This window comes from Streptomyces sp. NC-S4 (assembly GCF_054353315.1).
In genome coordinates, this window is the sequence record NZ_CM135937.1 from 3,733,115 (window position 1) to 3,759,316 (window position 26,202).

Genomic DNA, 26,202 nt, shown 5'->3' on the forward strand with positions numbered 1-26,202 from the left:
TCGGGACCCCTTCGGGCGGGGGAGGGATCAGCCGGTGCCGGTCGGCTCCGCCGGTCCGGGCCCGGCCGGCTCGCGCGGCGCGCCGACGACGGCCGCGCCGCCGGCACCGGGCGCCGGGCCGGCGGCGGCGCGGCCCCGGGCCGTCCCCGCGGCGCCCGGTGCGGCCGAGAGGGCGAGTTCGTACACGTCCAGCAGCTGCCGCGCGCTGCGGGCGATGTCGTAGCGGCGGACCACCGGCGGCGGGGGCAGCCGGCGCGCACCCGCCTCCATGTGTCCGCGCAGCGCCGCGACCAGTTCCTCCGTGCCGGTCCCGATGCGCCGGGCCCCGGGGGCCTGCGCGGCGGGCAGGTCGTCGATGGCCGGGCAGGTCACGTGCAGGACGGGGAGCCCGGCGGCCAGCGCCTCCACGACGGCGAGCCCGAAGGCCTCCTCCCGCGACGGGGAGACGAAGACGTCCATCGCGGCCAGCAGCGCCGGAATGCCCGGGGTGCGGCCGTCCGCGCTGTCACCCAGCGGATCCCGCTCCCCCAGCAGGTGGATCCGGCTCTGCGCGCCGAGCTCGGCGGCCAGCCGGCGCAGTCCCGCCCGCTCCGGCCCGTCCCCGGCCAGCAGCAGATGCGCCCCCGGCAGCGCGGCCACGGCTCGCACCAGGACGTCGAACCGCTTGCCGGGGACCAGCCGGCCGACCCCGCCGACCACGAAGGCCCGCTCGGACAGCCCGGTGCGGGCCCGGGTGGCCCGCCGGACGCCCTCGTCGAAGCGGAAGCGGACGGCCTCGATCCCGTTCGGTACGACGTGCACCCGCGCGGCCGGTACCCCCCACCCCTCCAGCCGGGCGGCCACGGTGTCGGAGACGGCGACGGTGGCCGCGCCCAGGCGTTCACTGGCCAGGTACAGCGTGCGGACGCCGCCCGAGAGCGGCCGCCCCTCGATCTCGCCCTCGCCGAGGGAGTGTTCGGTGGCCACGGTCGCCGAGGTGCCCGCGAGCCGGGCCGCGAGGCGCCCGTAGACGCAGGCCCGGTACAGATGCGTGTGCACGAGGTCGTACCGGCCGCGCCGGATGAACCGCACCAGCCGGGGCAGCGCCCCCAGGTCCCGGTTGCCGCGCATGCCCAGGTGGACGACCCGGACCCCGTCGGCGCGCAGCCCCTCGGCCACCGGCCCGGGGTTGGTCAGGGTCAGCACGTCGCACTGCATCGGCATGTGGCGCAGCAACAGGCGCAGTTGCTGTTCGGCGCCGCCGACACCGAGCCCGGTGATGATGTGCAGTGCCTTGACCGACTGCATCGTCGTCATCGCTGCACCCCGCGCCGCAGCTCGCGCATCTGGTGGCGGAACTGCTTGATCCGCAGCCGGGCGCCGCCGTCGGCCTGGCTGACGTGCGTACGCGGCAGCGCGTGCGGGCCGGCGAGCCGTCCGGGGTCGATGGCGCAGGCGTAGCCGTAGCCGGCGGCCCGGGTGGCGGCGACGACCCGGGCGTCGAGGTGCCCGTACGGGTAGCAGAACCCTTCGGGCAGGGTCCCGGTCAGCTCGCGCAGCAGGTCGCGGCTGCCCCGCAGTTCCTGCTGGAGCACGGCGTCGGCGGTCGCGGGGAGGTCCTGGTGGAGCAGTCCGTGCGAGCCGATCTCCTGTCCGGCGTCGGCGGCTTCGCGGATGCCCTCGGCGGTCAGCAGGGACTTGCGCGGGCCGAGCGGGTCCCACACGTTGTCCACGCCGAGCCGCCCGGGCAGCACGAAGAGGGTGGAGGTGAAGTCGTAGCGGCTGAGCAGCGGGAGCGCGTGGGTGAGGAAGTCGGTGTATCCGTCGTCGAAGGTCAGCCCGACCAGGCCGGCACCGCGGCCGGCCGCGCGGGCCCGCAGCAGTTCGCCCACGGACACCCCGCGCAGGCCGCGGGAGCGCAGCCACAGCAGCTGGGCCTCCAGGGCGAGCGGGGTGACGGTGATCCCGTACGGGTCCTCCGCGGGGTCGGTGAATTCGGCGACCGAGTGGTACATCAGGACCCACGGCGAAGCGGTCCGGCGGGTGGGGACCACCACGCCGGCGGGGGCCGTGTCGGTGTCAGCGGACATTGCGGAACCTCTGCGTGAGCTGGGAGATCTGACCGGGCAGGGCGGTGACTTCGAGGGCGTGCATGGCCATGCCGGTGGCTCCGAACATGGCCGGGACCAGCAGGCAGCCGAGGGCTGCGCTGAGCATCGGGTCGGGGATCTTCGGGCCGGCGATCCAGCCGGTGGCGGCCGCGGCGACGGCGGCGACGCCGAGCTTGGCGATGCTGGCGGCGACCCGGCGGACCTGGATGGCGATGATCCGGGAGCCGAGGCCGGTGAGCAGCAGGACGGCGGTGGTGGAGATGCCGGCGGCGTTGGCGGCGGCGATGCCGTAGGTGCCCCACCAGCCGACGGCGAAGGCTCCGGCCACGATGTTGACGAGCAGTCCGGCACCCATCGCGAACGCCGGGAACCAGGTGGGCCGGGCGGTCGAGAAGAAGGGCCGGGACAGTGCGCCGACGAGGCAGTGGCCGAGGAGTCCGAGTCCGTAGACCCGCATGACGGAGGCGGTGGCGAGGGTGTCCTCGTGGGTGAAGGCGCCGCGTTCGAAGAGGACCTGGATGATCTGGGGCGCGTAGCCGATGACGAGTGCGGTGCCCATCAGGACGGCGAGCGAGGCCAGCGCGAGGTCCTGCTCCACCCGCCGCCGGGCCTTCTCCCGCTCTCCCGCGGCCATGGCCTGGGCGACGACGGGGAAGGTGACGGTGCAGATCATCAGCGAGAGCACCATCGGCATCTGCGCGACCTTCTGCGCGTAGTTGAGGTGGGAGATCGCCCCCGGCGGCAGTGAGGCGGCCAGGAACCTCTCGACGAGCACCTGCGACTGCCGGAAGACCGCGAAGAAGATCACGGGGGCGATGACCCCGAAGGCGATGAGGGTGGGGCGGTCCCGGCCCCGGTCGGGCCGGCTGCGCGGGGCGGCCTTCTTCGCGCGCGGCCGGCCGAAGCCCACGTTCCGGACGAAGGCGGGCAGTTGGACGAGTGCCATCAGGAACCCGCCGACCGCCACGCCCGCGGCGGCGGCCCGGACGCCCCACAGGGTGTGCAGGGCCACCATCGTGCCGATGATGCCGATGTTGTACGAGACGTAGATCGCGGCGGGCGGCAGGAAGGACCGGTGCGCGCGCAGTGCGGCGCTGAAGTATCCGGCGATGCCGAAGGAGAGCACGGTCAGTGCGGTGAGCCGGGTGCACTCGACGGCCAGGGCGGGGTCGGGCAGGCCGGGGGCGAGTACGGCGACCACGGCGGGCGCGGCCACGATGAGCAGGGCGGCGACGGTGGCCAGGAGCACGACGAGCCGCGGCAGCGTCGCCCCCACCAGGAGCCGTACGGGGTCCTGCGCGCGGGCCTCCCTGCGGGTGAGCCCGGCCCGTCCGGCGGCCCGCCGGGCCAGGGCGTGGCTGAAGGCGGGCACCATCAGCAGCGCCATGGCGTCCTCGATCAGCAGCGTCGAGGCCATCTCGGGCACGGTCCAGGCGATCAGGAAGGCGTCGCTGTCGTGCCCGGCCCCGAAGAGGTGCGCGATGGTCTGGTCGCGCACCAGCCCGAACACCGCCCCGGCGGCGGTGAGTCCGGCGGTGACGGCGGCGGCCTTGGCCAGGAACCGCCCGAGCGGCTGTCCCCCACCGCCGGCAGCCTCGGGCACCCGGCCCCCGCGTCGGACCCTCCCGCCGGGCCCGCTGCCGCTGGGTGCGGCAGGAGCGAAGGACTCGCCGGTGGCTTGGCTCCCGCCGACAGCGGCGGACCCGGGCACTTGGCTCCCGCCGGGAGTACCGAAGCGCCCGCCCCCACGTCGGGCCCGGCGCGGCCGCCCCTTCCCGCCAGGGACGGGCGGAACGAAGGACTCGCCCTCCGCCCGGCTCCCACCGGAAGCGGCAGCCTCGGGCATCTGACTCCCGCCCGGGGGCGCGCCGCTGCTCGCCGTCTGGCTCCCGCCGGGGGTGGCGGAGCGGGCGCCGGTCCGGCGGGCCCGGCGCAGGCGGCCGCTCCCGGCCGGACCGCTCGCGCCGGGGGTGGTGGAGAGCACGACCGCGCGGCGGGGCTGGCTCGCCGTGGGCTCGGAGGCTTCGCCGAAGCCGCCCGGGTGTCCGGCCGAGCCGAACCCGGGCCTGCGCGCGGCCGGGTTGCCGACCGGGAGCCCTCCGGCGACGGACCCGGGGGCCGCCGGGACCGGCACGGCCGGGGCCTTCCCCGCGGTGGGCCGCCCGGGCGCCGGCCTGCTCCTCGGGTACCCGGGATCCGCCGGGCCGACCGGATCGGTCGCCGCGGCGGACCGCCCGGGCAGGGGCGCGTTCCGCGCGGGGACACGCGACGGGCCCGCCTCCGGCTCCCCGGCCGGGGAGTCGGAGGCGGGCCGCCAGGGCGTGGTGTCCGTCACGGGCGAGCCGCAACCCCGGGGGCCCTACCCCGTGAATCCGCCGGTCCCGGAGAGGGCAGCGCCCACCAGGCCGCCAGGCCGACGACCACTCCGGTCAGCACCGTGGACGGCCCGCCGATGTCCGCGTAGAGGAAGTCGGTCAGCTGCCACACGAACAGCCCGATCGCGATCAGCCCGCAGTCCCGGACCCCCGCACCCGCACCCCCGCCGGAGGCGAGCCGGCGCAGCCCCGCGACCAGCAGGGCCGCCCAGCCGCCCACGAGCGCGACGAGCCCGATCAGGCCCTGCTCGCTCAGGATCAGCAGGTACATGTTGTGCGGGGAGAGCAGCGGCTGGCGCACGTACGCCTGGCCGGCGCCCGCGGTGTCGCTGCCGGAGGACAGGCCCAGCGAGGCGTGCCCGTCCCGGTTGGCCGGGAATCCCTTGAGCCCCACCCCCACCGCCGGCCGGTCGCGCCACATCGACTCGGCGGCGGCCCACATCGTGTAACGGTCGGTCACCGACTGGTCGGGGGCGCTGGAGACCTGGGTGATGGAGGTCAGCCGTTCGGCGACCATCTCCGAGCCGACCCCGAAGCCGCCGACCAGGACCACCCCGGCGGCGGCGAGTGCGGCGACCACCTTCAGGGCCCGCCGGATCCCGGCCAGTGCCATCACCAGCACCGCCGCGCCGACGGTGGCGATCCACGCGCCCCGGCTGAAGGACAGCACCAGCGGGAGCACCAGCGCCAGCGCGCAGCCGCCCGCGATCCGCCGCAGCCGTCGCGGCAGCCCCGGCGCGAGGGCGGCGGCGGTCGCCACGATCAGCCCGTACGCCACGACGGTGGCCATGCCCATGACGTCACCGGGGCCGAAGGTGCCGACGGCCCGGACGTCCTCGCCCTGGTACGAGGCACCGGTGTGGGTGGCGTACTGCACGACCCCCACCGCGCCCTGCACCAGTGCCAGGACCACGAAGCACCCGGCGGCCAGCCGGAACTCCGCCGCGTCGCGCACCAGCAGCACCACGGCCGCCGGGACCAGCACGAAGACCTGCAGGTAGCGCACGAAGCCGGGCAGGGCGGCGTACGGATCGCCCGCGGTCATCGTGGCGATCGCGAGGCCGACGGCGGGCGCCCCGAGGACGAGCACGCCCAGCGGGCTCAGCGTCCGCACCCGGCCGCGCAGCGCCTGCACCGCGCAGACGAGGACCAGCAGCAGCGAGGCGGCGTCGGCCGGGCCGACCTTCCCGGAGGCGGTGGCGTCCCCCGCCGGGAGCGGGGCGAGCAGGAACAGCACGGTCGCGCCGAGCGGCAGCAGCGGCCAGTGCCGGCGCAGCAGACCCGGCACGTCCGGCAGGACCGGCCGGCCCGGCAGGGCGAGACTCATCAGCTGCCCCCCAGCCGGAAGCGGAAGAAGGAGGCCGCGGTGCGGGCGAGGATCCACAGGTCCTGCCACAGCGACCAGGTGTCGATGTAGTGGTTGTCGAAGCGGGCCCGGTCCTCGATCGAGGTGTCGCCGCGCAGGCCGTTGATCTGGGCGAGGCCGGTGATGCCGACGGGCATCCGGTGCCGGGCCTCGTAGCCGGGGTGGACGGTGGAGAACTTGGCGACGAAGTAGGGCCGTTCGGGGCGGGGACCGACCAGGGCCATGTCACCGCGTACGACGTTCCACAGCTGAGGCAGCTCGTCCAGCGAGGACTTGCGCAGGAAGGACCCGACCGGGCTCATCCCGCGGTCGCCCGCCACCGTCCAGCGGGTGGCGGCCTCGTGCGCGTCGGCGCGCAGGGTACGGAACTTCAGGAGGGTGAAGGGGCGCCCGTACAGGCCGACCCGCTCCTGCCGGAAGATCACCCCCGGCCCGTCCCAGACCCGTACGGCCAGCGCGCACGCCCCCATCACGGGCGCGGCGGCGACCAGCGCGACCAGCGCGAGCACGGTGTCGATGGCCCGCTTGGCCCAGCGCTCCAACGGCCTTGCCGGACGCGGCAGCAGTGGCTGCACGGCGTACCCCCACAACTGGTCGGTGGGGTGCGCCACCCGCATCCCGGTGATCTTGGCGGTGCCGGCCGGGTCGGCGAGCCACAGCCGGCAGCCGTGGTCGTGGAAGAGGCGGACCAGGGAGGCGGTGCGCTCGTCGGCCTCCGGGGGGCGGGTGAACACCGCGTGCCCGACGGAGTTCTGGATGACCGCGCGCCGGATGTCCTCGTGGGTGGCGAGCAGCGGCAGGGCGCCGCCGTCGCCGTCGGCGGACGCGTAGCCCCCGACGGGATCCGCGAGCCCGACCGGGCGCAGCCCGAATTCGGGGCGGCCGTGCAGGGCGGCGGCCACCGCGCTCGCCCCGGCGCCGGGTCCGACGACGAGGGCGGAGACGGGTCGGCGTACGGCCGAGCGGCGCCGGAGCCCGTTGACGAGACCGCGGCCCGCGCACGCCAGTACGACTTGCAGGCAGACGGCGGTGAGCAGCGCGCTCCAGCCCATGGCGCGGGCCGGGTCGGCGGCGGCCGTGACGGCGGCGACCGAGCACCACAGGACGGCGGAGCGTCCGGCCAGCACGGGCAGTTCGAGGAGTGCGGACGGGGCGAGCCGCGGCCGGTAGAGCCCGGCCTGCGCGTGCAGCGCGGCGAGCAGGAGGGGGGCCGCGGACAGGACGGGCGGCGCCGCCGCGGGCAGGGTCGCCGCGGTGAGTACGGCGGCCAGCGCGTCGGCGGTGAGCAGCGGGAGGACGCGGCCGACGCGGCGGGCGCGGCGGGGGCGCAGGGCGGAGCGGGCCGGGTCGGCCCGGGGCCCGCGCCCGCGCGGGGGGTGGATGGCGGTCGCCGAACGGCGGGCCGCAGCGGGGTGCGCGGGCGCGAAGGCGCCTCCGCCGGCGGGCCCCGTGCCGCCCTGCCCGGTGTGCCGGGCGGGTGCGCTGTCCATCGTCATCGGCTGATGCGCTCCTGGTTCAAGGGCCGGGGCCTGCCCAGCAGTTCGTGGTACAGACCGGTGACCGCGTCCGTGGTCCGCCGCACGTCGAAGTCGGTCCGGGCGTGCTGCCGGGCCTGCTCCCCGAGTTCGGCGAGCAGCCGCGGCTGGGTGAGCAGCCGTCCCAGGGCCTCGGCCAGGGCCGTCGGATCCTCCGGCGGGACCAGGCACAGGCGTCCCTGGCCCGGCGGCAGGCTCTCCCTGGCACCGCTGACGTCGGAGACCAGGACCGGGCGACCGCAGGCCATGGCTTCGAGCGGGGCGAGCGCCATGCCTTCCCACCGCGACGGCAGTACAACGAGATCGGCGGCCCGAAGCCACGGTCGGATGTCGGCGGCGGCACCCGCGAAGTGGACCGCTGGTGGGGCGGTGCGGCGCAGCCGTTCGGTGTCGGGGCCGTCCCCGACGAGGGCGAGGCGGGCCCCGGGGACGGTGGCGAGCAGCTCCGGCCAGGCCCGCAGCAGGATGTCCTGCCCCTTCTGGGGGCAGATGCGGCCCACGCACACGGCGAGCGGCCCCTCGGCCGGAAAGCCCCCGGGCAGCGGCAGTTCGGCGCGGGCCCGGGCCCTGTCCCGGTCGGGGTCCGGTCCGCCGGGGCGGAAGTGGTCCAGGTCCACGCCGTTTCGGATCACCGACCAGCGGGCGGTGATCCCCTCGGTCTCGCCCGCGCGGCGTTCGGCGTCGCTGACGCAGAGCACCCGGTCGGCCCAGCGGGCCCCGTACCGCTCCCAGCGCAGCGCGAGCGCGCCGGTGGCCCCGCCGACCGCGTCGAAGGACCAGGCGTGGGGCTGGAAGACGGTGGGCAGGCTCCCGCGCGCGGCGAGCCGGCCGGCCAGGCCGGCCTTGGCGCTGTGGGCGTGCAGGAGGTCGGGCCGTACCCGGTGGAGCACCTGGCGGGCTCCGACGATCTCGGCGGGCAGTCGGGGTCCGGGGGCTCGCCCGGCGCGCCAGGTGAGCACCTCGGCCCCGGCTTCCCGGGCGGCGTCGCCGAGCGTGCCGCCGGGCGGGCACCCGACGACGGTGCGCAGCCCTTCGGCGGTCTGTGCGCGGACGAGGTCGGTGACGACCCTGGCCACACCGCCGTCGACGGGTTGTACGAGGTGGAGGACGGTCGTGGGCTGTACCGCCCGAGGTTGACTGGGCACGTGGAGCGGTCTCCTACGTTCAGCGGCGCGCGTCTGTCTGAACGAAGAGCACACCGAGGAAATGACCCTGACTTTCGCCCGTGAACCTGAAGCTCAGACTGCGGGCACCACCGGACAGGGCGGGACTCAGGTCAAACACGTCCGCGTCATATCCGAGATTATTCATATGTTCGGGCTGTCGCACGAACGACTGATTGCCGAATTCCGTGATCGTAGAATTCATAACATCATTAAAAGGATTTTCCCCATCGCCGAGGCTCACCCGGCGACCGCCGTCGGCCATCACGCCGAGTGAATCTCCGAGGGTCCCCCGGTCCCCGTCGTACCCGACCACCCCGACCCGGCCCGCGGAGCCGGCCGGGGCGTCCACGCCCTCGATGTCGACGGCCGCGTCACCGGCGCGGGCGGCGATCGACTCGAAGCCGTCCCACAGCGAGATCCGGCGCAACGGCTCCTGCGGGTGCTCGTAGGCGACGACCAGGGTCCAGCCGCCCCAGGCGCCCACCTCGGAGTGCCCCATCGCGATGTTGAGCTGGGCCACCGTCCACAGGCCGGCGCCGCCCCTGCGGACCAGCGGGGTCACGTCGGCGGAGGCCTGGTAGGCATCGCTGCCCGCGTCCGTGCGGTGGCCCATCACCGTGTCGGCGAGGACCTCCTTGTACGCACCGCCCGGCTCGGCGACCAGCACCCGGCCGTTGTCCCGCGGCGGCTTCTGCTCGCCCACCCGCAGGTTCCCGCCCCAGTAGAGACGGGCGTACGAGACCTTCGCGCCCTGCGGGACCTTGAGCTCGGCCCGGGTGGAGTTGTAGGTGTCCGGGTCCTTGTCGACCTCGCTGTAGAACATCTCGAAGTCGCTGTTGACCCCCGCCGCGCCCTTCTTGACCTCGGCGCACGGCTCGGCCTGCGGGGACTGCTCCCTTCGGCAGCTGATGCCGGAGTTGGAGGCGCGCACCAGCCCGCCGTGCTGCACCGCCTGGTAACGCTGGGTGAAGGGGACCCGGGGCAGCTCCTTGGGTTCGGGAGCGGCCGCCCCCGCGATCTGGGCGTGACCGGAAAGGGTGAGGCAGGACAGCAGGCCGAGCGTGCCGAGGATTCTGCGGGAGGAACCCATGACCCTGTCTCCATTTTCGATCAGGGGGCCAAAACAGGAGTGAACTTTGACAGAAATCAGGCGGGAAATCACGCCGGACTCGCTCGTACGGCCTTTTGGGCGATAGCACGCACCCTCGCAACGGGCGGGTCGTTATGACGTGCACCATTGTTCGAACCGAAAGGAAATGGGGAGATGACGAGCGGCGGGAGCTCCGGCGCCCCGAGCGGCACCCCGCTGCGGACGCCCGTCGGCGTCCCGGCGCACGCCCGCGGCCGCACGGCGAACGCGGCCGCACTGCCGCGCCCCTCGCCCGACACCCCCCTCACCAGCGTTCGACCGTCAACCGTGTTGCCCGAAACGCCCGCATCCGAGTGAAGCCACGCAACCCGAGCCGGGGCCGCGCCGTTGATCCGGGTGCTCCACTACCGGGCAATCCTGCAAAAAAGGGACGACAATGATCAAGAAGATGATGGCCTCGGCCGCGGTTGCCGCCTCGGTCGTGGGCATCGGTGCCGCCATGGCCCCGCAGGCGATGGCGATCGGCAACGACAACGGCGTCAACACCGTCCAGGGCAACGGCGCCGCGCAGATCTACGGCAACCAGGCCACCTACGGCAACATGAGCCCGCAGATGGCGCTGATCCAGGGCTCCTTCAACAAGCCCTGCATCGCCCTCCCGGCGAAGGCCAACGTGCAGTCCGTGCTGGCCCTCATCAACGTCGGCGTCCAGGACATCCCCGTCCTGTCCAGCCCGCAGAACCAGCAGTGCACCGAGAACTCCACCCAGGCCAAGGGCGACGAGGCCCTGTCGCACATCCTGGACAACATCCCGGTCCTCTCCGGCAACGTCTCGAACGGCAGCTGACCGAGGCCCGCGCCAGCGAGGCCGTCGCACCCACCGGGTCGCGGCGGCCTCGCCGCATATGGGGCCGGGAAGATCCCGGCCCCGGAATTGTCGATATGAATCCAACGGCACCGGGAATTCGATCAGGACATCGGACCGGACGCCGGCGTGAATTATCGACCGACCGCCGAAAATACGCGGTTTCTTTTCCCCGGACCGCTCGTTGTTAATTCTGCAGTGGACACGCCCCTGCGGGAAGGAAAGAAATCAAAATGACGTACAAGAAGGCAGTGGTGCTGGCCGCCGGCGCTCTCATGCTCGCCGGTGCCGCCTCCCCCGCCATGGCCGACGCGGCCGCCGAGGGTGCGGCCATCGGTTCCCCCGGCGTCCTGTCCGGCAACCTGCTCCAGGTGCCGGTGCACGTCCCGGTCAACGTCTGCGGCAACACCGTGAACATCATCGCGCTGCTGAACCCGGCGTTCGGCAACACCTGCGTCAACGCCTGACGAAGCGCTTGTGCCCGTGAGGGCAAGCCTCCTCGGTGTGGCCCCGGAGTGCACGGCGGTGCACTCCGGGGCCGCCTCCGATTCCACACCGGCCGTGGCGCCGGTAGACAGGGAAGGACCCATGCGACAGGTACTGAGCCGACAGGTACTGGGCAAGGGGATGCTCACGGCGGCAGCCGCGTCGAGTCTGCTGTCGATCGCGACCGGCGCGGCCTACGCGCACCACGGAGCGAGCGCCGAGGCCTCGCACTCGCCGGGTGTGCTGGCCGGCAACAGCGTCTCGGTACCGATCACCTTCGCACCGAACGTGTGCGGCAACAGCGTGGACGGCGGTGCTGCGCTCAACCCCGCGATGGGGAACACGTGCGTCACCGACACCGGCTCGCACACGGACGGCGGCCACGACTACGGGCGCTACCTCAGCCCCGAGAACGCCCGGGCCTTCGAGCGCTACCTCGACGAGCGCGAGGGCGGGCACGCGGTGCCGGAGCAGCGCCACGCGCCGCGCCACGCGGGCGGGTACGAGCAGCCCCGGCAGGAGCGGACCCAGCAGGAGCAGACCCGGCAGCAGCCCCGGCAGGACGGGCCGCGGCACGCCAAGCCGCGCCAGGAGGAGCCGCGCCACCAGGGCGGCTACGGCGGCCCCGGCGAGCAGCGCGGCAAGGAGGAGTGCGACGACCACCCGGAGTCGTCCGCGCCCCCGCCCCCGCCGGCGCACCACGCTCCCCCCGCGCCCGAGCGGCCGCACCCCAAGCCGGAACCGGTGGAGGAGCACCCGGCCCCGCTGCCCACCCCGGAACCGGTCCGGGAGGCGCCCGCGCCCCCGCCCGAGGCTCCGGCACCCCCCGCGCCGCAGCCCCCGGCCGAGGAGGCCCCGCACACGCTCCCCGCCCCGGCGCCCTTCCCGGCACCGGTCGAGGAGGCTCCGCACACGCTGCCGGCCCCCGCCCCCGCACCGGCTCCCGTGATGGAGGAGGGGCCCGCGCCCGCACCGCCGCACGGCCGCCTGCCCGTGGAATACCCGGCTCCGGCTCCGGCGGCCCCCGCGGACCAGCCGCCGGCCGCCCCCGGTGGTGACACCCCGGTCGCCCTCCCCCCGGTGACGGCCCCGCCGGCTCCTGCCCCTGCCCCGGCGCCCGCGCCCGTACAGCCGTCGGCCCCCGCTCCGGCGCACGTGAGCGGGCCCGTCCTGGCCGCGACCGGCGCGGGTCAGCCCGCGGCCGCGGCGGCTCTCGCCAGCGCGCTGATCCTGGGCGGCGCCATTCTGTACCGGCGGTCGCGCCTCTCCTGACCGGCAATACCGGTAATACCGGTAATCGGAATAAACAGTGGCCGGAAAATCCCCCGTCGGATTCTCCGGCCGCTGTCGTGCCCACGCCCCTTAACCGCGTGTACGTTCGCGTTTCCGCAGCGGCGGGGAATCGTTACCCAGGGCGAAAGTGGCGCGACGGTCGCCGCTGACGTCCCTGTCCACGAAAGAAGAGGATTTCGATAATGAAGCTCACGAAGGTCGCCGCTGTCGTCGTCGGCTCCGTCGCCGCGCTCGGCGCCTCCTCCACCGCCTTCGCCGCCGACGCCACGGCCGCGATGCCCCCCATGAGCCTGACCGGCGGGGTGACCGAGACGCTGAACTCGGTCGCACCCGTCTCGGAGTCGCTCCCGCAGACGGTGGGCAACGGGCTGGCCGAGCAGGGCGACACCGTCAACAAGGTCGTGGGTACCGCCCAGAAGGTCAACAAGGTCCGCAACGACGTGCCCGGGACCGTGCTCGGCCTCGCGAACGGCGCCACCCAGGCGTCCCCGATGCTCGGCGGCGTGAAGCTCAACGGCGGCCAGTGAGCCGTCCCGGCTGAACACCCGCCGACACGACTGTGGGCGCCACCGGCGAGGCCGGGGCGCCCACAGTCGGATGTTCGGCCGACGTCAGTTGTTGACGCAGACGTTGCCGAACGCCGGGTTCAGCAGGCCGACGACGTTCACGGTGTTGCCGCAGACGTTGACCGGAACGTGCACCGGCACCTGGGCCAGGTTGCCGGACAGGACGCCGGGGGAACCCACGGCCGCGCCCTCGGCCGACGAGTCGGCGGCGGCGGAGCCGGCGGCACCGGCCGCAGCGAGACCAGCGGTGGCCAGGACCAGGGCGGCCTTCTTGGCAGAGTTCATGGGAAGTGCACCTTCTGTTCGATGTTCTGCCCCGAACCGGGGCTCACACCGAGCGAAACGGTCCGCCTCCCCGGACGACACGGTCACGCGCACAATGAGACCTGTTCGGCTCAATTGTCGTAACCATCAGCCGGGTTCGCTCCGCGACCGCCCCTACGGGACGGCGGGCAGGGCCGGGACTTCGGGCACCGTCGGCGTCACGGGAAGCTCCGGCAGGGCTGGGACCTCGGGCACCGTCGGGGTCACGGGAAGCTCCGGCAGCGCCGGAACCTCGGGCACCGCGGGCAGCTCGGGAATGAGGCCCGACAGGTCGGGGAGCTTGATCTCCGGCAGCTTCGGCAGCTCGATCGGCGGCAGCTTCACCCCGTCGGGCAACAGGCCCCCGACGGAGGCGAGAAGGTCCTGCAGCGTCTTGGTGAGGCCCGCCAGGAGATCGTCGACCGGACCGGCCTTGGCGCGCTGTTCGATCTTCTCGACCTGGCGCTGGACGGAGGCGACCCGACCGCTCAGGGCCGCTGAACCGCCACCCTCCGCGGCGCCCGCGGGGGCGGCCGCGCCGGACAGTATGACGACGGCGAGGGCCGACGGGACGAGGAGTCGGGCGCGGGACGGCTTCGTGCGGTGCATGGAGGTTCCTTACGCGGTGGGGGCACGAAAGCGGACCCGAACGGTCCGCTTCCTCACCCACCGTGCGAACAGCTCGCACGGAGCGCAACCGGAGCCCCGGACGATGCTGGCTGCGTACGGGCTTCGCGCAGGCGTCCGGAGCCCACTCACCCGGGCCGGGGAAAACGTCGCCGCGCGCAGGCCGTTTGAGTGAAGCAGCGGAACCAACCCCCTGGTCGGGCAGTTGATCAGGGCGCTCCATCAGCGGGCACTCGTGCGACAGAAGGAACAAGATGTTCAAGAAGTTCATGACCGCCGCCGCGGTCTCCGCCGTTGCGATCGGCGCGGGCGCTGCCGCCGCGGCCCCGGCCATGGCCATCGGCAACGACAACGGGGTCAACACCGTCAACGGCAACGGTGCCCAGCAGATCTACGGCAACCAGAAGACCCACGGCGACATGAGCCCGCAGCTCAGCCTGGTCCAGGGCACGCTCAACAAGCCCTGCATCGGCCTGCCGGCGAAGGTCAACGCCCAGTCGCTGATCGCCGCGCTCAACATCGGCGTCCAGGACATCAACGTCCTGTCCAACCCGCAGAACCAGCAGTGCACCGAGAACTCCACCCAGGCCAAGGGCGACGAGCCGCTCTCGCACATCCTGGACAACATCCCGGTCCTCTCGGGCAACGTCTCGAGCGGCAGCTGATCCCCAGCTCCTCCGCCCTTCGGGCGATCGCGGGCCGCTGAGCCTGTGGAGTGAACGAGGAGGGCCCCGGCGGCGTCCAGCCGCCGGGGCCCTCCTCGTGTTCCGCTTCCGCGCGCGGCGGTCAGCCGGTCCAGAAGTCCCACCAGCGGGTGAGGACCAGCATGCCGATCACTCCGATGTGCAGGGCGGGCGGGGCCCAGCCGAATTCGGTGAAGAAGCCCCGCAGCGGACCGGGGGCGGGCAGGGTGCCCGTACGGACGTTGTGCGCGGTGACCGCCCAGAACATCAGCAGCGTCGCGACCCAGGCCAGGCAGCACCACAGGCAGAGCGCGTTGATCTCGTAGAGCGACTGGACCATCAGCCAGCTGCAGAAGCCGACGCCGAAGACCGTGCCGGCGTTCAGTCCGAGCCAGAACCAGCCGCGGTAGCGGGCGCCCGCCAGCACGCCCGCGCCGACGCAGACCACGACGGCGTACGCGACGAGCCCCAGCATCGGATTGGGGAAGCCGAAGGCGGACGCCTGCTCGCTCGTCATCACGCTGCCGCAGGAGACGACCGGGTTGAGACTGCACGCGGGCTTGAAGTCCGGGTCCTCCAGCAGGAGGAACTTGTCGAGGGTGATCACCCACGAGGCCAGCAGCCCGGCTGCCCCGGTGGCGACCAGCAGCCAGGCCAACCCCCTCGGCGCGGCGTTCTGTTCGCCCTCGTGTCCACTGCGGGGCCGTACCTGCTGACGCGGGAGGCCCACCGTATTCGTTGCCATGTGCCCCATAGTCCCGCGCTTCCGCGCAGACCGGGCCCAACCGTACGCATCCATACGCAAGTTGACCTGAAGGTGTGGCGGGAACCTCCGATGCTTCCCGGACGTTTTACCGAACCCCGGACGTGATGTCAGAGCCAGGGGTTACGTTGAGCTTCCATGAAGTGACAAGCTGCGACGGCCTGGAGACCCACCTTGAGCGATCCGTACGAGACAACCGAGGCGCACCTCGAACGACTCCTCGGCCGCGCCCTCAACTCCTTCGACCTGCCGGACAGGCTGGTCGAGCGCCTCGGCTCGGCGCTCGCCCACAGCTCGTCGCTCCACACCACCCACCACAGCCCGGAGGCGGGCGTCTGGCGGGAGACCCACCGGCACACCTATCTGCTGTCCGACGGCGGTTCGGTCTCGCTGTGGGAGCTGGCCTACCGGCTGGAGGGCGACCGCACCGTCCGGCACGAGGTCTTCGCGAGCAAGGCGGAGACCTGCCTGGCCGTGACCCGGCTGTTCGGCGAGGCTTCGGCCGGGGCGTCCCCGGATCCGGTGCTGGTGCCGGGCGAGGACGAGCCGGAGAACGGCGCGGCGCTGCTGAGCGCGCTGTACGCGGCTCCGGCCCCGGTCCGGCGGCACCGGGAGTACGCGGTGGAGGACTCCGCCGACCACGCCCGGCGGGTGCTGCGCCGCGCGGAGAACGCCGACCGGCCGGGCGAGCGGGTGACGGCCCTGCTGCGCTCGGCGTACGCGCACCAGATCACGCAGGCGTTCGGCACGCGGCAGTGCCTCGCGGACGGGCGGGGCGCGGGTTTCAGCCTGTACGAGCACGCCTTCGTCCTGCTGGACGGGACCGAGGTCAGCCTGTGGGAGGTCGAGCACACGGCGACGCCCGACGGGCGGCACATGTGCGAGGTGTACGAGAGCGAGGCGGCCGCGCGCGGAGCGATGGAACTGCGCGCCCGCGTACGGTGATCCGGCCCGGGCCGGGGTGGGCACGGCGCTGCCCGGCGGAGGGGAAAGAAGAGAACGGACGTGCCCGCCCGGGAAGGCGGACATGTCCGTTCGGTGACGCGTGCGGCCCGGCTCAGCCAGCGGCCGGGACCTTCTCCGCGGTGCGGCCGGCGTGCTCGGCGGCCCCCTCGCGCTCCTCCATCGGGAGCGCCCTGCGCGGCAGGACGAACATCAGCGCGAAGATCACGACGAGTACGGCCACGACCCACCAGAGCGCGCCGCGGAAGGCCTCCACGTAGGGCGGGCCGAAGATCATGTCGTCGTCGATCAGCCCGAAGAAGACGACGGAGGTCAGGGCGAGACCCAGCGCGTTGCCCATCTGGCCGGTGGTGTTGATCAGGCCCGAGGCGGAGCCGGCGTGCTCGCGGGGGACCTGGGAGAGCACGGTGTCGTTCAGCGGGGCCACGATCAGGCCCATGCCGGCGCCCATGACGATCAGCGGGGCGGCCATCTGCCAGGAGGCGATCTCCATGCCGTAGTGCTGCGACTCCCAGATGTAGAGGAGCAGACCGGCGGCCATCACCAGTGCACCGGCCTGGAGCACCTTGCGGCCGAAGCGGGGGACGAGCTTCTCGACCGAGAGGCCGGCGGCGACCGAGACCGCGATGGAGAACGGGATGCCGGTGAGACCCGCGCGCAGCACGCTCCAGCCGAGACCCATCTGCATGTACATCGTCCAGACCAGGAAGAAGATGCCGGTGGCGATGCCGAAGATCAGCTGGACGGCGATACCGCCCGCGAAGCTCTTGACCTTGAAGAGGGAGAGCTCGACGAGCGGGGACCCATCCTTCTTGATCTTGTGCTTCTCGTACGCGATGAAGGCGGCGAAGACGAAGGGCGCCGCGCCCATGCAGACGAAGCCCCACAGCGGCCAGTCGTTCTCGTGGCCGTGGGTGAGCGGGAAGATCAGCAGGATCATGGCGAGGGTGGCGAGGACGACGCCGACCAGGTCCAGGCGCAGCGCCTTGGGGGCCTTGGACTCGGCGATGAACTTGCGGCCCAGGATCACGCCCATGATGCCGACGGGCAGGTTGATCAGGAAGATCGGACGCCAGCCGAGACCGAAGAGGTCCCACTCGATGAGCAGCGCGCCGAGCAGCGGGCCCGAGACGGCGGCGAGGCCGACGATCGCGCCGAACATGCCGAAGACCTTGCCGCGCTCCTGCGGCGGGAAGGTCACGTGGATGATCGCCAGGACCTGCGGCACCATCAGGGCGGCCATACCGCCCTGCAGGAGGCGGGCCACGACGAGGATGTCCGGGTTGGCGGCGATGCCGCAGAGCAACGAGGCCGCGGTGAACCCGGCGATGCCGATGAGGAAGACGCGCTTGCGGCCGTAGATGTCACCGAGACGGCCGCCGGTGATCAGGCCCGCGGCGAAGGCGAGGGCATAGCCCGCGGTGATCCACTGGATCGCGCTGGTGGAGGCGCCGAAGTCCTCGCGCATGGTGCGGATGGCTATGTTGACGATCGTGACGTCGACCAGGTCCATGAAGGCCGCGGTCATCACGATGGCGAGCGCCAGCCAGCGGCGGCGGTCAGCGGGCGAGCTGGGTACGTCGTGCGCTACGTCGTTCCGCTCTTCTCGTACGGGCCCGCTCTCTCTTGCGGGCGCTGTCTTGGACGTCTCGGTGCTCATGAGGAGAAACTTAGACGGCGTCTAGGTCAGTCTGTGTCCTATTTCGCTGGCAGCCTGGATTCATGACCGACACACCCGCACGGCTGCTCTCCCTGTTGTCCCTCCTCCAGACCCCGCGGGAATGGCCCGGCAGCGAGCTGGCCCAGCGGCTGCGGGTGAGCGCGCGGACCATCCGGCGCGACATCGGACGGCTGCGGGACCTCGGCTATCCGGTGGAGGCGACCCTGGGCGCCGAGGGCGGATACCGGCTGGTGGCGGGGGCGGCGATGCCCCCGCTGCTGCTGGACGACGAGGAGGCCGTGGCGATCGCGGTGGGGCTGCGGGCCGGGGCAGGGCATGCGATCGAGGGGGTCGAGGAGGCTTCCGTACGGGCCCTCGCGAAGCTGGAGCAGGTCCTGCCCTCACGGCTGCGGCACCGGGTGGGCGCACTCCAGTCGGCCACGATCGCGCTGTCCCGGGGCGACGGGGCGAGCGTGGACCCGCGGACGCTGACCACGATGGCGTCGGCGGTGGCGGGGCCGGAGCGGCTCCGCTTCGCCTACCGGGCGGGGAACGGGGCCGAGACGCGGCGGCTGGTGGAGCCGTACCGGCTGGTGAGCACCGGGAGCCGGTGGTACCTGGTCGCCTACGACCTGGACCGGGAGGACTGGCGGACCTTCCGGGTGGACCGGGTCGACGAGGCCTTTGCGACGGGGGCCCGGTTCGCGCGGCGGGACCTGCCGATGGAGGCCGAGGAGCTCGTCCGGCGGGGGCTGCGGGGCGGGGAGAAGCAGCCGTACCGGGTGGAGGCCGACTTCGCGGCCGAACCGGCGGAGCTGCCGGCCTGGCTGCGGGCCGTGGCCCTGCCGGGGGCGGACGGCGGGACCCGGGTGTGCTTCGAGAGCGCGGACGCGCCGGAGTGGACGGCGGTGCGGCTCGCCCTGACGGGGCTGGCGTTCACCGTTCGGGAGCCGGCGCAGCTGCGGGAGGCCGCGGGGGCGCTGGCCGCGCGGCTGTCCGGCGCCGCCGCGCCGTAGCGGGAGCCCCGGCGCCTGGGGGGGATAGGCACCGGGGCTCGTATGGGGGGCGGCGGCCGCTCTAGGCCACGGCGTCGAAGCCGGTGTCGCGCGCCATGCGCTTCAGCTCCAGCAGCGCGTGCTTCTCGATCTGGCGGATCCGCTCACGGGTCAGGCCGTGCTGCTTGCCGACCTCCGTCAGCGTCCGCTCGCGGCCGTCGTCGATGCCGTACCGCATCTTGATGATCGACGCCGTGCGCTGGTCGAGCTTGCCCAGCAGGTCCTCCAGCTCCTCGCTGCGCAGCAGGGAGAGCACCGACTGCTCGGGCGAGATCGCCGAGGTGTCCTCCAGGAGGTCACCGAACTGGGTGTCGCCGTCGTCGTCGACCGCCATGTTGAGACTGACCGGGTCGCGCGCCCAGTCCAGTACGTCGCCCACGCGCTTCTCCGTCGAGTCCAGCTCGGCGGCGATCTCGGCGTGCTCCGGGTCGCGGCCGTTCTCGCGGTTGAACTCCCGCTGGACCCGGCGGATCCGGCCGAGCTCCTCGACCAGGTGGACGGGGAGGCGGATGGTGCGGGACTGGTCCGCGATGGACCGGGTGATCGCCTGCCGGATCCACCACGTGGCGTACGTGGAGAACTTGAAGCCCTTGGTGTAGTCGAACTTCTCGACGGCGCGGACCAGGCCCGCGTTGCCCTCCTGGATCAGGTCGAGGAGGGGCAGGCCGCTGCGCGGATAGCGCCGGGCCACGGCGACGACGAGACGGAGGTTCGAGCGGATGAAGACTTCCTTGGCCCGCTCGCCCTCGGCGGCCAGCGCCTCCAGCTCCTCGCGGGTCGGGGTGTCCCCGTCGTGCTCCGTCTCACCGTCGAGGATCTGCTGGGCGTACACGCCCGCCTCGATGATCTGGGAGAGCTCCACTTCCTTGGCGGCGTCGAGCAGCGGGGTGCGCGCGATCTCGTCCAGGTACATGCCGACCAGGTCGCGGTCTGCGATCTCCCCGCCCACGGCGCGGGCGCTGCTCGTGGACTGACGACGGGCGACGGCGCGGGTTGCCATGCGTGCTCCCTTGCGAAGTGTTCGGTCGCGGTGCGGCTGATGGACGCCGCCGGGACGGCTGCAAACCGGTCCGGTGCGTCACGGACACTCTTCCGAGTGCCCGCTTCCGAAGGAAACAACGACTGGAATCGGGACAGAATTCCCACGCTGCTCCCTATTTTTTGAGATCTTGCAGTATCCTGCCCCGCCACGGGAGGGGAGCGAATGACGCAAGATCTGGAAGAGGCACAGGTCAGGCCCGGCACGGAGGCCGACCTGGCTCACCTCACGGACCTTTACAACCACTACGTCCGTGAGACTGCCGTCACGTTCGACACGGCCGTCTTCACTCCGGAACAGCGCCGCCCGTGGCTGCACTCCCACCCTGAAGACGGGCCGCACCGGCTTCTGGTTGCCTGGACAGGCGATCGAATGGCCGGATACGCCACGACCAGCGCATTCCGTCCCAAACCGGCCTACGCCTCATCGGTGGAGGCGAGCGTCTACCTCGCCCCGCACGCGGTGGGCCGGGGTATCGGCACCCTCCTCTACGAGGCGCTCTTCGCAGCCCTGGCCGAGGAGCCCGTGCACCGCGTGTTCGCCGGGATAGCCCTGCCGAACGAGGCCTCGGTGCGGCTCCACGAGCGCTTCGGCTTCCGCCGGATCGGAGAGTTCACCGAGGCGGGCTGGAAGTTCGGCCGGTACTGGGACGTCCGCTGGTACGAGAAGCGGCTGGACCGCCCGTCCTAGCCGAACTGGAGGGAGCGCTTCGAGAGGCCCATCCAGAAGCCGTCCACCGGGGTGCGGGCGGAGGTCAGGTCGGATTCGGCCGCGCCGAGGGTGACGAAGAGCGGGGCGAAGTGCTCCGTGCGGGGGTGGGCCAGGCGGCCCGCCGGGGACTTGTGCTCGAAGTCCAGCAGGGCGTCCACGTCGGACGCGGCCAGGGCCTCGCGGCCCCAGGCGTCGAACTCCGCCGACCAGGCGGGCACGCCCGGGCCCGTGTGGCGCAGCGCCGCCAGGTTGTGGGTGAAGAAGCCGCTGCCCACGATCAGCACGCCCTCGTCGCGCAGCGGGGCCAGCTTGCGGCCGATGTCCATCAGGGCTGCCGGGTCCAGCGTGGGCAGGGAGATCTGGAGGACCGGGACGTCGGCCTCCGGGTACATCTCCACCAGGGGGACGTACGCCCCGTGGTCCAGGCCGCGGTCGGGGATGTCCTGGACCGGGGTGCCGGGGGCCCGCAGCAGTTTGCGGACCGAGGCGGCCAGCTCCGGGGCGCCGGGGGCGTCGTAGCGGACCCGGTAGTAGTGCTCCGGGAAGCCCCAGAAGTCGTACACGAGCGGGACGCGCTCGGTGGCGCCGAGGGCGAGCGGGGCCTCCTCCCAGTGGGCGGAGACCATCAGGATCGCCCGGGGGCGCGGCAGGCCGGCGGACCAGGCGGCGAGCTCGCCGGGCCAGATCGGGTCGTCGGCCAGCGGGGGTGCGCCGTGGCTCAGGTACAGGGCCGGTATGCGGGTCACGACGACGCTCCTCCGTGTAGTTGAAATGCGTACGGAAACAGACTAACCCCGTCTCGTTCAAATTTGAACGAGACGGGGTCGTCAGTCATTCCGGGAGGCCCTCGACCCCGGTCAGTGGGCGATCACCGGCATCTTGAGCTCGGCCTCCTCGCCGGAACCGGAGGCCACCGGGCCGCCGGCACCGGGACGGCCGGTGTTGATCAGCGTCAGCGCGATGACCGAGCTGGCGACCAGGATGCCGACCGCCCACCAGATGGCGGACGAGTAGCCCTCGACCATGGCCTGCGCCTGGACCAGCTGTGCCGCCGGGCCGCCCGCCGCGGCCTCGGCCGCGTGGTCGGTCAGGTAGGCGGTGGTCGCGGAGGCGGCGATGGTGTTCAGCAGCGCGGTGCCGATGGCGCCGCCGACCTGCTGCGAGGTGTTCACCATGGCGGAGGCGACACCGGCGTCGGCCGGGTTCACCCCGTGCGTGGCCAGGGACATCGCCGGCATGAACGCCGTACCCATGCCGAGGCCGAGCAGCAGCTGCGCCGGCAGGATGAGCGCCGGGTACGAGGACCCGACCTCCAGCTGGGTCAGCAGCAGCATGCCGAGACCGGCGACCAGGAAGCCGGGGCCCATCAGCAGGCGCGGCGGGACGCGGGTCATCAGGCGGGCGCCGATCTGGGTGGAGCCCGTGATCATGCCCGCGATCATCGGCAGGAAGGCGAAGCCGGTCTTGACGGGCGAGAAGCCCTTCACGACCTGCAGGTAGTAGGTGAGGAAGAGGAACAGGCCGAACATCGAGATGACCGCGAGGCCGAGCGAGAGGTAGACGCCGCCGCGGTTGCGCTCCAGCAGGACGCGCAGCGGCAGCAGCGGGGACTTCACCTTCGACTCGACGAGGACGAAGGCGGCCAGCAGCAGCACCGAGGCGACGAACATGGAGACCGTCAGGGCGTCCGACCAGCCGGCGGACTCGGCACGGGTGAAGCCGTACACGAGCGCGACGAGACCGAGGGTGGACAGGACCACGCCCGGGATGTCGAGCGGCGCGCGGTTGCGGGAGCCGGCGGGCTCACGGATGACCATCCAGGCGCCCACGGCCGCGACGATCGCGAACGGGATGTTGACGAAGAAGGTCCAGCGCCAGTTGAGGTACTCGGTCAGGAAGCCGCCGAGGATCAGGCCGACGGCGCCGCCGCCGCCCGCGATGGCCCCGTAGATGCCGAAGGCCTTGGCGCGCTCCTTGGCGTCGGTGAACATGACGGCGAGCAGCGACAGGGCCGCCGGTGCGAGCAGTGCGCCGAAGGCACCCTGGAGGGCGCGGGCGCCGAGCATCATGGCCTCGCCGTTCGCGGCGCCGCCGAGCGCGGAGGCCAGGGCGAAGCCGATGAGGCCGACGACGAAGGCGTTCTTACGGCCCCACTTGTCGGCGATGCGGCCGCCGAAGAGGAGCAGTCCGCCGAAGGCCAGGGCGTACGCGGTGATGACCCACTGGCGGTTGCCGTCCGAGATGCCGAGGTCCGTCTGGGCGGACGGGAGGGCGATGTTCACGATGGTCGCGTCGAGGACGACCATCAGCTGGGCCAGGGCTATGAAGACGAGCGCCTTCCAGCGGCTGGGATCGGCAGCCGGCGCGAGGCTCGCGGCTGTTTTCGACATGGGGGTACCCACTTCACTGTGCGGAATGACTGAAAAAGACTATTTCTTTGGCTTTGTGCGTGTCACATGGTTTTCTGCCGCAGGTCGTCCAGGGTCGCCGCCGAACCCGGGAGTTCGGAGCGGGCCGGGGCCCGCAACCCGTCGAGGAAGAGCTGGAGATGGCGATGGGCGAAGCGGTCGGTGTCGAGGCACGCGACACCGGGGAGGGGGCGGCTGAGCTGGGACAGGGCGACCATCAGGTCGCCGATGCCGATGTCCGTGCGGACCAGCCCGGCGTCCTGGCCCGCGGTCAGCAGGGTGACCACGGCATCGGCCAACGCGGTCTGGGCCGCCATGAGTTCGGGGTGTTCGCCGTCGAAGCCGTCGCCGAGCATCGGGCACAGGGCGCCGATCCGCTCGTCGGCGGCCGCGTGCGTGAACCGGCACAGGGCGGCGAACGCGTCGGGCTCCTCGGCGAGGGAGGCCTCGGCCGAGGCCGTCACCCGGCCCATCGTGAAGAGGACGACGTGGTGGACGAGGGTGGAGCGGTCGGGGAAGTGCCGGTAGAGCGTGGCGTTGCCGACGCCGGCCCGGCGGGCGACCTCGTCGAAGGGGGCCGTGGAGCCGGATTCGACGAAGAGCTCGCGGGCCGCCGTGAGGATCCGCTCGCGGTTGCGCACGGCGTCGGCGCGCGGCCGCGGGGCGCCGGTCGCGGACGCCGGGGCGGGCACGGCCGCCGGGGCGGTGCTGGTGGAGCTCTTCATTCCGGGGCCTCCCTGGCGCGGATCTCGTGGACTCGTCGACTCGTGGCGACTCGTGGCGACTCGTGGTGCGGGCTGTACGACCGCCCCACCCTAAGCGGGGAGCCGCTCCCCGCTTAGCGGGACTCCCATGCAAACGGGGATCGGGTCCCCGGTTATTTCACCCCACCGTGTGACGTGGATCACCGGCGTGTCCACGTTCGGCCTCTCCCGACGCGCGGGCGCGCCGCGCCCGGCGGAGGGTGATCGAACAGAGCGCAGACCGGGCAGGGCCGGCTGCCGCGGACCCGAAGGCGATCTACATGCCGCAGACCCGCCACCGGATACGCAGACCACGCCGCACCAGCGCGTACATCGGCCTGACCGCGCTGGCCCTCGGCGTCACGGCGACGGCCAGCACGGGCATATCCAGCCGCGGCAACTCGGCGGCCGGAGCGGTGGCCACGACCGCCGAATCGGCTCTCGCGCCCTGCCGGATCGCGGGGACCATGGGGGTGCAGATGTCCGAGGGCCTGCCGACCCCGCCCGGGTACTCGCGCTCGACCGGCGAGATCCGGGCCCTGAACCTGATGATCGACTTCCCTGACGCCAAGGGCGAGGGCACGGCGGCGGACCGGATGGCGGAGTTCTTCCCCCAGACGGCCGAATGGTTCCGCACCAGTTCCTACGGCCGGCTGGTCTACCGGGCCGAGGCGCCGATAAAGGGCTGGCTGCGGATGCCGATGCCCTTCGCGGCGTACGGGATCGAGCGCGGTTCCGCGTACGAGCCGGGCTACCGGCAGCTCGTCGAGCACATAGCGAAGGCCGCCGACCCCGAGGTGGACTTCGCCCGGTACGACCTGATCAACATCCTGGTCACGCCGAACGCCGGGCCGTCCGCCCTGGACACCGTCCTGTCGGTGACCTTCTCGGGCAACGGCGAGGCCCCGGTCGCCGACGGGGTGCCGCTGGCCAACACGTCCTTCGTCTACAGCCGGCAGGACGACGGCTCCGGCACCTACCAGGAGACCGGCTACCGGGTGCTCCCGCACGAGAACGGGCACGTCTTCGGGCTGCCCGACCTCTACACCTCGGACGGCGGGAACACGGTCGGGCACTGGGACATCATGAGCGAGGACTGGGGTGCCAACAACGACCTGATGGGCTGGCACAAGTGGAAGCTCGGCTGGCTGGACAGCAAGCAGATCAGCTGCGCGGCCAAGTCGGGCACCAGCGACCACACCCTGTCCCCGCTGGGCATCCGGGGCGGCACCAAGCTGGCCTTCGTCCCGCTGTCGGAGAGCTCCGGGTACGCGGTGGAGGTGCGGACCCTGGCCGGGAACGACGAGGCCGTCTGCAAACCGGGCGTCCTCATCTACAAGGTGGACTCCGACGTGGACACCGGGCACGGCCCGATCACCGTGTCGGACAGCGCGACCACGAGCGGCGGCTGCACCCGGCGGCCCAACGTGCACGCGGAGCTCTCGGACGCGCCCTTCCGGCCGGGCGAGACCTTCACCGACGAGAAGGCGGGCATCAGCGTCTCCGTGGTGGGTGAACTGCGCAACGGCAGCTACCAGGTCCGCATCATCCGGCCGTGACCGCCCGCAGGCCGGGGACGGGTCCCGGGGACCGTCCCGGGGTCGCACTCACGCGGCGCGTGACGGCGGCCCCGGGACCCCTGTCAGCCTTGCGTGAGCGCCCGGCGCAGCACGTCCACGACCGTGGGGCGGTGCGCGTCGGCCAGCAGGAAGAAGTGGTCGCCGTCGAACCGGAGCACCTCGCACGCCCCGGTCGTGTGGGCGGCCCAGCCGTCCAGCGGCTCGTGCGGGACCAGGGGGTCCGCCGTGCCTCCCAGCACGTGCAGGGGCACGTCGAGCCGTACGTCGTCGAACCCCGCCGCGGCCTCCCGGCTGAGCTCGATGTCCGCCCGCAGTACGCGCGTCACGTGCGCCAGCATGTCCGGATCGTGCAGCACCCACTCCGGGGTGCCCCCGCCGTCCCGCAGCAGCCGGACCGCGTCCTCCTCGGTGGCGGTGGCGTGGGCCCGGCGCGGGGTCCGGCCGGGAACCTGCCCGCTGACGACGGCCGCCCGGCAGTGCGGGCCGAGCAGGTGCGCGGCGCGGGCGGCCAGGAGCGCGCCCAGGCTGTGCCCGAAGACCACCGTGGGCAGCGGGTCACGGCCGAGCACCTCGTCGGAGACGGAGTCCAGGACCTGGTCGAGCCGGCAGCCGGGCGGCTCGCCGAACCGGCGTTCCCGCCCGGGCAGCGAGAGCCCGAGCACTTCCACGTGGTCGGGCAGCGGCTCGACCAGGGGGAACAGGGTGTTGGGGCCGGCACCGGAGTGCGGGAACACCAGCAGCCGCACCCGGGGCGTGGTCACCGGCTCCCGCAGCCGCATCAGCGGCCACCACGGCACGCGCGAGGACGTCATCGCCGTCGATCCCCCCGAGCCCG

Annotated in this window: 25 protein-coding genes; 9 read left to right on the forward strand and 16 right to left on the reverse strand. The window is 72.9% G+C overall.

What is annotated here, in order from left to right; all coding sequences use genetic code 11:
- Positions 1-27: 27 nt before the first annotated feature.
- From ACXNSR_RS16345 to ACXNSR_RS16375, 7 genes are all read right to left on the reverse strand, one after another.
- The gene (locus ACXNSR_RS16345) at positions 28-1,296 is read right to left on the reverse strand and encodes a glycosyltransferase (protein WP_458642738.1); all 1,269 of its coding nucleotides are present in this window, start codon (positions 1,294-1,296) and stop codon (positions 28-30) included.
- The gene (locus tag ACXNSR_RS16350; RefSeq protein ID WP_458642739.1) at positions 1,293-2,069 is read right to left on the reverse strand and encodes a polysaccharide deacetylase family protein; all 777 of its coding nucleotides are present in this window, start codon (positions 2,067-2,069) and stop codon (positions 1,293-1,295) included. The genes ACXNSR_RS16345 and ACXNSR_RS16350 overlap by 4 nt, the downstream gene beginning before the upstream one ends.
- Positions 2,059-3,693, reverse strand: coding sequence for a murein biosynthesis integral membrane protein MurJ (gene murJ / locus ACXNSR_RS16355; RefSeq protein WP_458642740.1), 1,635 nt, complete (start codon positions 3,691-3,693; stop codon positions 2,059-2,061). Before murJ ends, ACXNSR_RS16350 begins: the two co-directional genes overlap by 11 nt.
- A 728-nt stretch (positions 3,694-4,421) precedes the next feature.
- On the reverse strand, positions 4,422-5,792 hold the full coding sequence (locus tag ACXNSR_RS16360) for an O-antigen ligase family protein (protein ID WP_458642741.1): 1,371 nt from the start codon (positions 5,790-5,792) through the stop codon (positions 4,422-4,424).
- On the reverse strand, positions 5,792-7,327 hold the full coding sequence (locus ACXNSR_RS16365; RefSeq protein WP_458642742.1) for an exopolysaccharide biosynthesis polyprenyl glycosylphosphotransferase: 1,536 nt from the start codon (positions 7,325-7,327) through the stop codon (positions 5,792-5,794). Before ACXNSR_RS16365 ends, ACXNSR_RS16360 begins: the two co-directional genes overlap by 1 nt.
- Entirely contained in the window at positions 7,324-8,511 is a 1,188-nt protein-coding gene (locus ACXNSR_RS16370; RefSeq protein ID WP_458642743.1) for a glycosyltransferase, read from the reverse strand. The genes ACXNSR_RS16365 and ACXNSR_RS16370 overlap by 4 nt, the downstream gene beginning before the upstream one ends.
- Before the next feature lie 19 nt (positions 8,512-8,530).
- Positions 8,531-9,622, reverse strand: a complete 1,092-nt coding sequence (locus tag ACXNSR_RS16375; RefSeq protein ID WP_458642744.1) for a DUF3344 domain-containing protein — start codon at positions 9,620-9,622, stop codon at positions 8,531-8,533.
- Between the two features lie 436 nt (positions 9,623-10,058).
- Between ACXNSR_RS16375 and ACXNSR_RS16380 the strand changes: the two genes are divergently transcribed.
- From ACXNSR_RS16380 to ACXNSR_RS16395, 4 genes are all read left to right on the forward strand, one after another.
- On the forward strand, positions 10,059-10,469 hold the full coding sequence (locus ACXNSR_RS16380; RefSeq protein WP_030011310.1) for a rodlin: 411 nt from the start codon (positions 10,059-10,061) through the stop codon (positions 10,467-10,469).
- 251 nt (positions 10,470-10,720) lie between these two features.
- Complete coding sequence (locus ACXNSR_RS16385) at positions 10,721-10,954, forward strand: chaplin (RefSeq protein WP_458642745.1); 234 nt, start codon at positions 10,721-10,723, stop codon at positions 10,952-10,954.
- A gap of 121 nt (positions 10,955-11,075) precedes the next feature.
- A complete protein-coding gene (locus ACXNSR_RS16390; protein ID WP_458642746.1) occupies positions 11,076-12,245 on the forward strand; it encodes a chaplin in 1,170 nt (389 codons plus the stop codon).
- Positions 12,246-12,448: 203 nt separating this feature from the next.
- Complete coding sequence (locus tag ACXNSR_RS16395; RefSeq protein ID WP_458642747.1) at positions 12,449-12,793, forward strand: hypothetical protein; 345 nt, start codon at positions 12,449-12,451, stop codon at positions 12,791-12,793.
- 84 nt (positions 12,794-12,877) lie between these two features.
- On the opposite strand, the gene ACXNSR_RS16400 is transcribed toward ACXNSR_RS16395, so the two are convergent.
- The gene (locus ACXNSR_RS16400) at positions 12,878-13,117 is read right to left on the reverse strand and encodes a chaplin (protein WP_458642748.1); all 240 of its coding nucleotides are present in this window, start codon (positions 13,115-13,117) and stop codon (positions 12,878-12,880) included.
- A 153-nt stretch (positions 13,118-13,270) separates the two neighbouring features.
- Positions 13,271-13,744 (reverse strand): hypothetical protein, encoded by a 474-nt coding sequence (locus ACXNSR_RS16405; protein WP_458642749.1) that lies wholly within the window; start codon positions 13,742-13,744, stop codon positions 13,271-13,273.
- Positions 13,745-14,016: 272 nt separating this feature from the next.
- Here ACXNSR_RS16405 and ACXNSR_RS16410 point away from each other — a divergent pair, with 272 nt between their 5' ends.
- Complete coding sequence (locus ACXNSR_RS16410; protein WP_327384842.1) at positions 14,017-14,427, forward strand: rodlin; 411 nt, start codon at positions 14,017-14,019, stop codon at positions 14,425-14,427.
- Between the two features lie 121 nt (positions 14,428-14,548).
- Here ACXNSR_RS16410 and ACXNSR_RS16415 read toward each other — a convergent pair whose 3' ends face one another.
- On the reverse strand, positions 14,549-15,190 hold the full coding sequence (locus tag ACXNSR_RS16415) for a vitamin K epoxide reductase family protein (protein ID WP_458642750.1): 642 nt from the start codon (positions 15,188-15,190) through the stop codon (positions 14,549-14,551).
- Between the two features lie 192 nt (positions 15,191-15,382).
- Between ACXNSR_RS16415 and ACXNSR_RS16420 the strand changes: the two genes are divergently transcribed.
- Positions 15,383-16,153 (forward strand): DUF6227 family protein, encoded by a 771-nt coding sequence (locus tag ACXNSR_RS16420; protein ID WP_458642751.1) that lies wholly within the window; start codon positions 15,383-15,385, stop codon positions 16,151-16,153.
- A gap of 112 nt (positions 16,154-16,265) precedes the next feature.
- Here the strand turns inward: ACXNSR_RS16420 and ACXNSR_RS16425 are convergent, their stop codons facing one another.
- Positions 16,266-17,831, reverse strand: a complete 1,566-nt coding sequence (locus tag ACXNSR_RS16425) for an MFS transporter (RefSeq protein ID WP_458642752.1) — start codon at positions 17,829-17,831, stop codon at positions 16,266-16,268.
- 62 nt (positions 17,832-17,893) lie between these two features.
- On the opposite strand from ACXNSR_RS16425, the gene ACXNSR_RS16430 reads away from it, so the two are divergent.
- Positions 17,894-18,847, forward strand: a complete 954-nt coding sequence (locus ACXNSR_RS16430) for a helix-turn-helix transcriptional regulator (protein WP_458642753.1) — start codon at positions 17,894-17,896, stop codon at positions 18,845-18,847.
- 61 nt (positions 18,848-18,908) lie between these two features.
- Here the strand turns inward: ACXNSR_RS16430 and ACXNSR_RS16435 are convergent, their stop codons facing one another.
- Positions 18,909-19,886 carry a sigma-70 family RNA polymerase sigma factor gene (locus ACXNSR_RS16435; protein ID WP_458642754.1) on the reverse strand — a complete coding sequence of 326 codons (978 nt, stop codon included), beginning with the start codon at positions 19,884-19,886 and terminating at the stop codon, positions 18,909-18,911.
- A 204-nt stretch (positions 19,887-20,090) separates the two neighbouring features.
- Between ACXNSR_RS16435 and ACXNSR_RS16440 the strand changes: the two genes are divergently transcribed.
- Positions 20,091-20,615 (forward strand): N-acetyltransferase family protein, encoded by a 525-nt coding sequence (locus tag ACXNSR_RS16440; protein ID WP_458642755.1) that lies wholly within the window; start codon positions 20,091-20,093, stop codon positions 20,613-20,615.
- On the opposite strand, the gene ACXNSR_RS16445 is transcribed toward ACXNSR_RS16440, so the two are convergent.
- The 3 genes from ACXNSR_RS16445 to ACXNSR_RS16455 all read right to left on the reverse strand — a co-directional run bounded on the left by ACXNSR_RS16445 (position 20,612) and on the right by ACXNSR_RS16455 (position 23,769).
- A complete protein-coding gene (locus ACXNSR_RS16445; protein ID WP_458643319.1) occupies positions 20,612-21,373 on the reverse strand; it encodes a dioxygenase family protein in 762 nt (253 codons plus the stop codon). The genes ACXNSR_RS16440 and ACXNSR_RS16445 overlap by 4 nt on opposite strands.
- A 120-nt stretch (positions 21,374-21,493) precedes the next feature.
- On the reverse strand, positions 21,494-23,026 hold the full coding sequence (locus ACXNSR_RS16450; RefSeq protein WP_458642756.1) for an MFS transporter: 1,533 nt from the start codon (positions 23,024-23,026) through the stop codon (positions 21,494-21,496).
- 62 nt (positions 23,027-23,088) lie between these two features.
- Positions 23,089-23,769 carry a TetR/AcrR family transcriptional regulator gene (locus ACXNSR_RS16455; protein WP_458642757.1) on the reverse strand — a complete coding sequence of 227 codons (681 nt, stop codon included), beginning with the start codon at positions 23,767-23,769 and terminating at the stop codon, positions 23,089-23,091.
- A gap of 299 nt (positions 23,770-24,068) precedes the next feature.
- Here ACXNSR_RS16455 and ACXNSR_RS16460 point away from each other — a divergent pair, with 299 nt between their 5' ends.
- Positions 24,069-25,346 carry a M6 family metalloprotease domain-containing protein gene (locus tag ACXNSR_RS16460; RefSeq protein ID WP_458642758.1) on the forward strand — a complete coding sequence of 426 codons (1,278 nt, stop codon included), beginning with the start codon at positions 24,069-24,071 and terminating at the stop codon, positions 25,344-25,346.
- Between the two features lie 83 nt (positions 25,347-25,429).
- Here the strand turns inward: ACXNSR_RS16460 and ACXNSR_RS16465 are convergent, their stop codons facing one another.
- Positions 25,430-26,179, reverse strand: a complete 750-nt coding sequence (locus tag ACXNSR_RS16465; protein WP_458642759.1) for a thioesterase II family protein — start codon at positions 26,177-26,179, stop codon at positions 25,430-25,432.
- Positions 26,180-26,202: the final 23 nt, after the last annotated feature.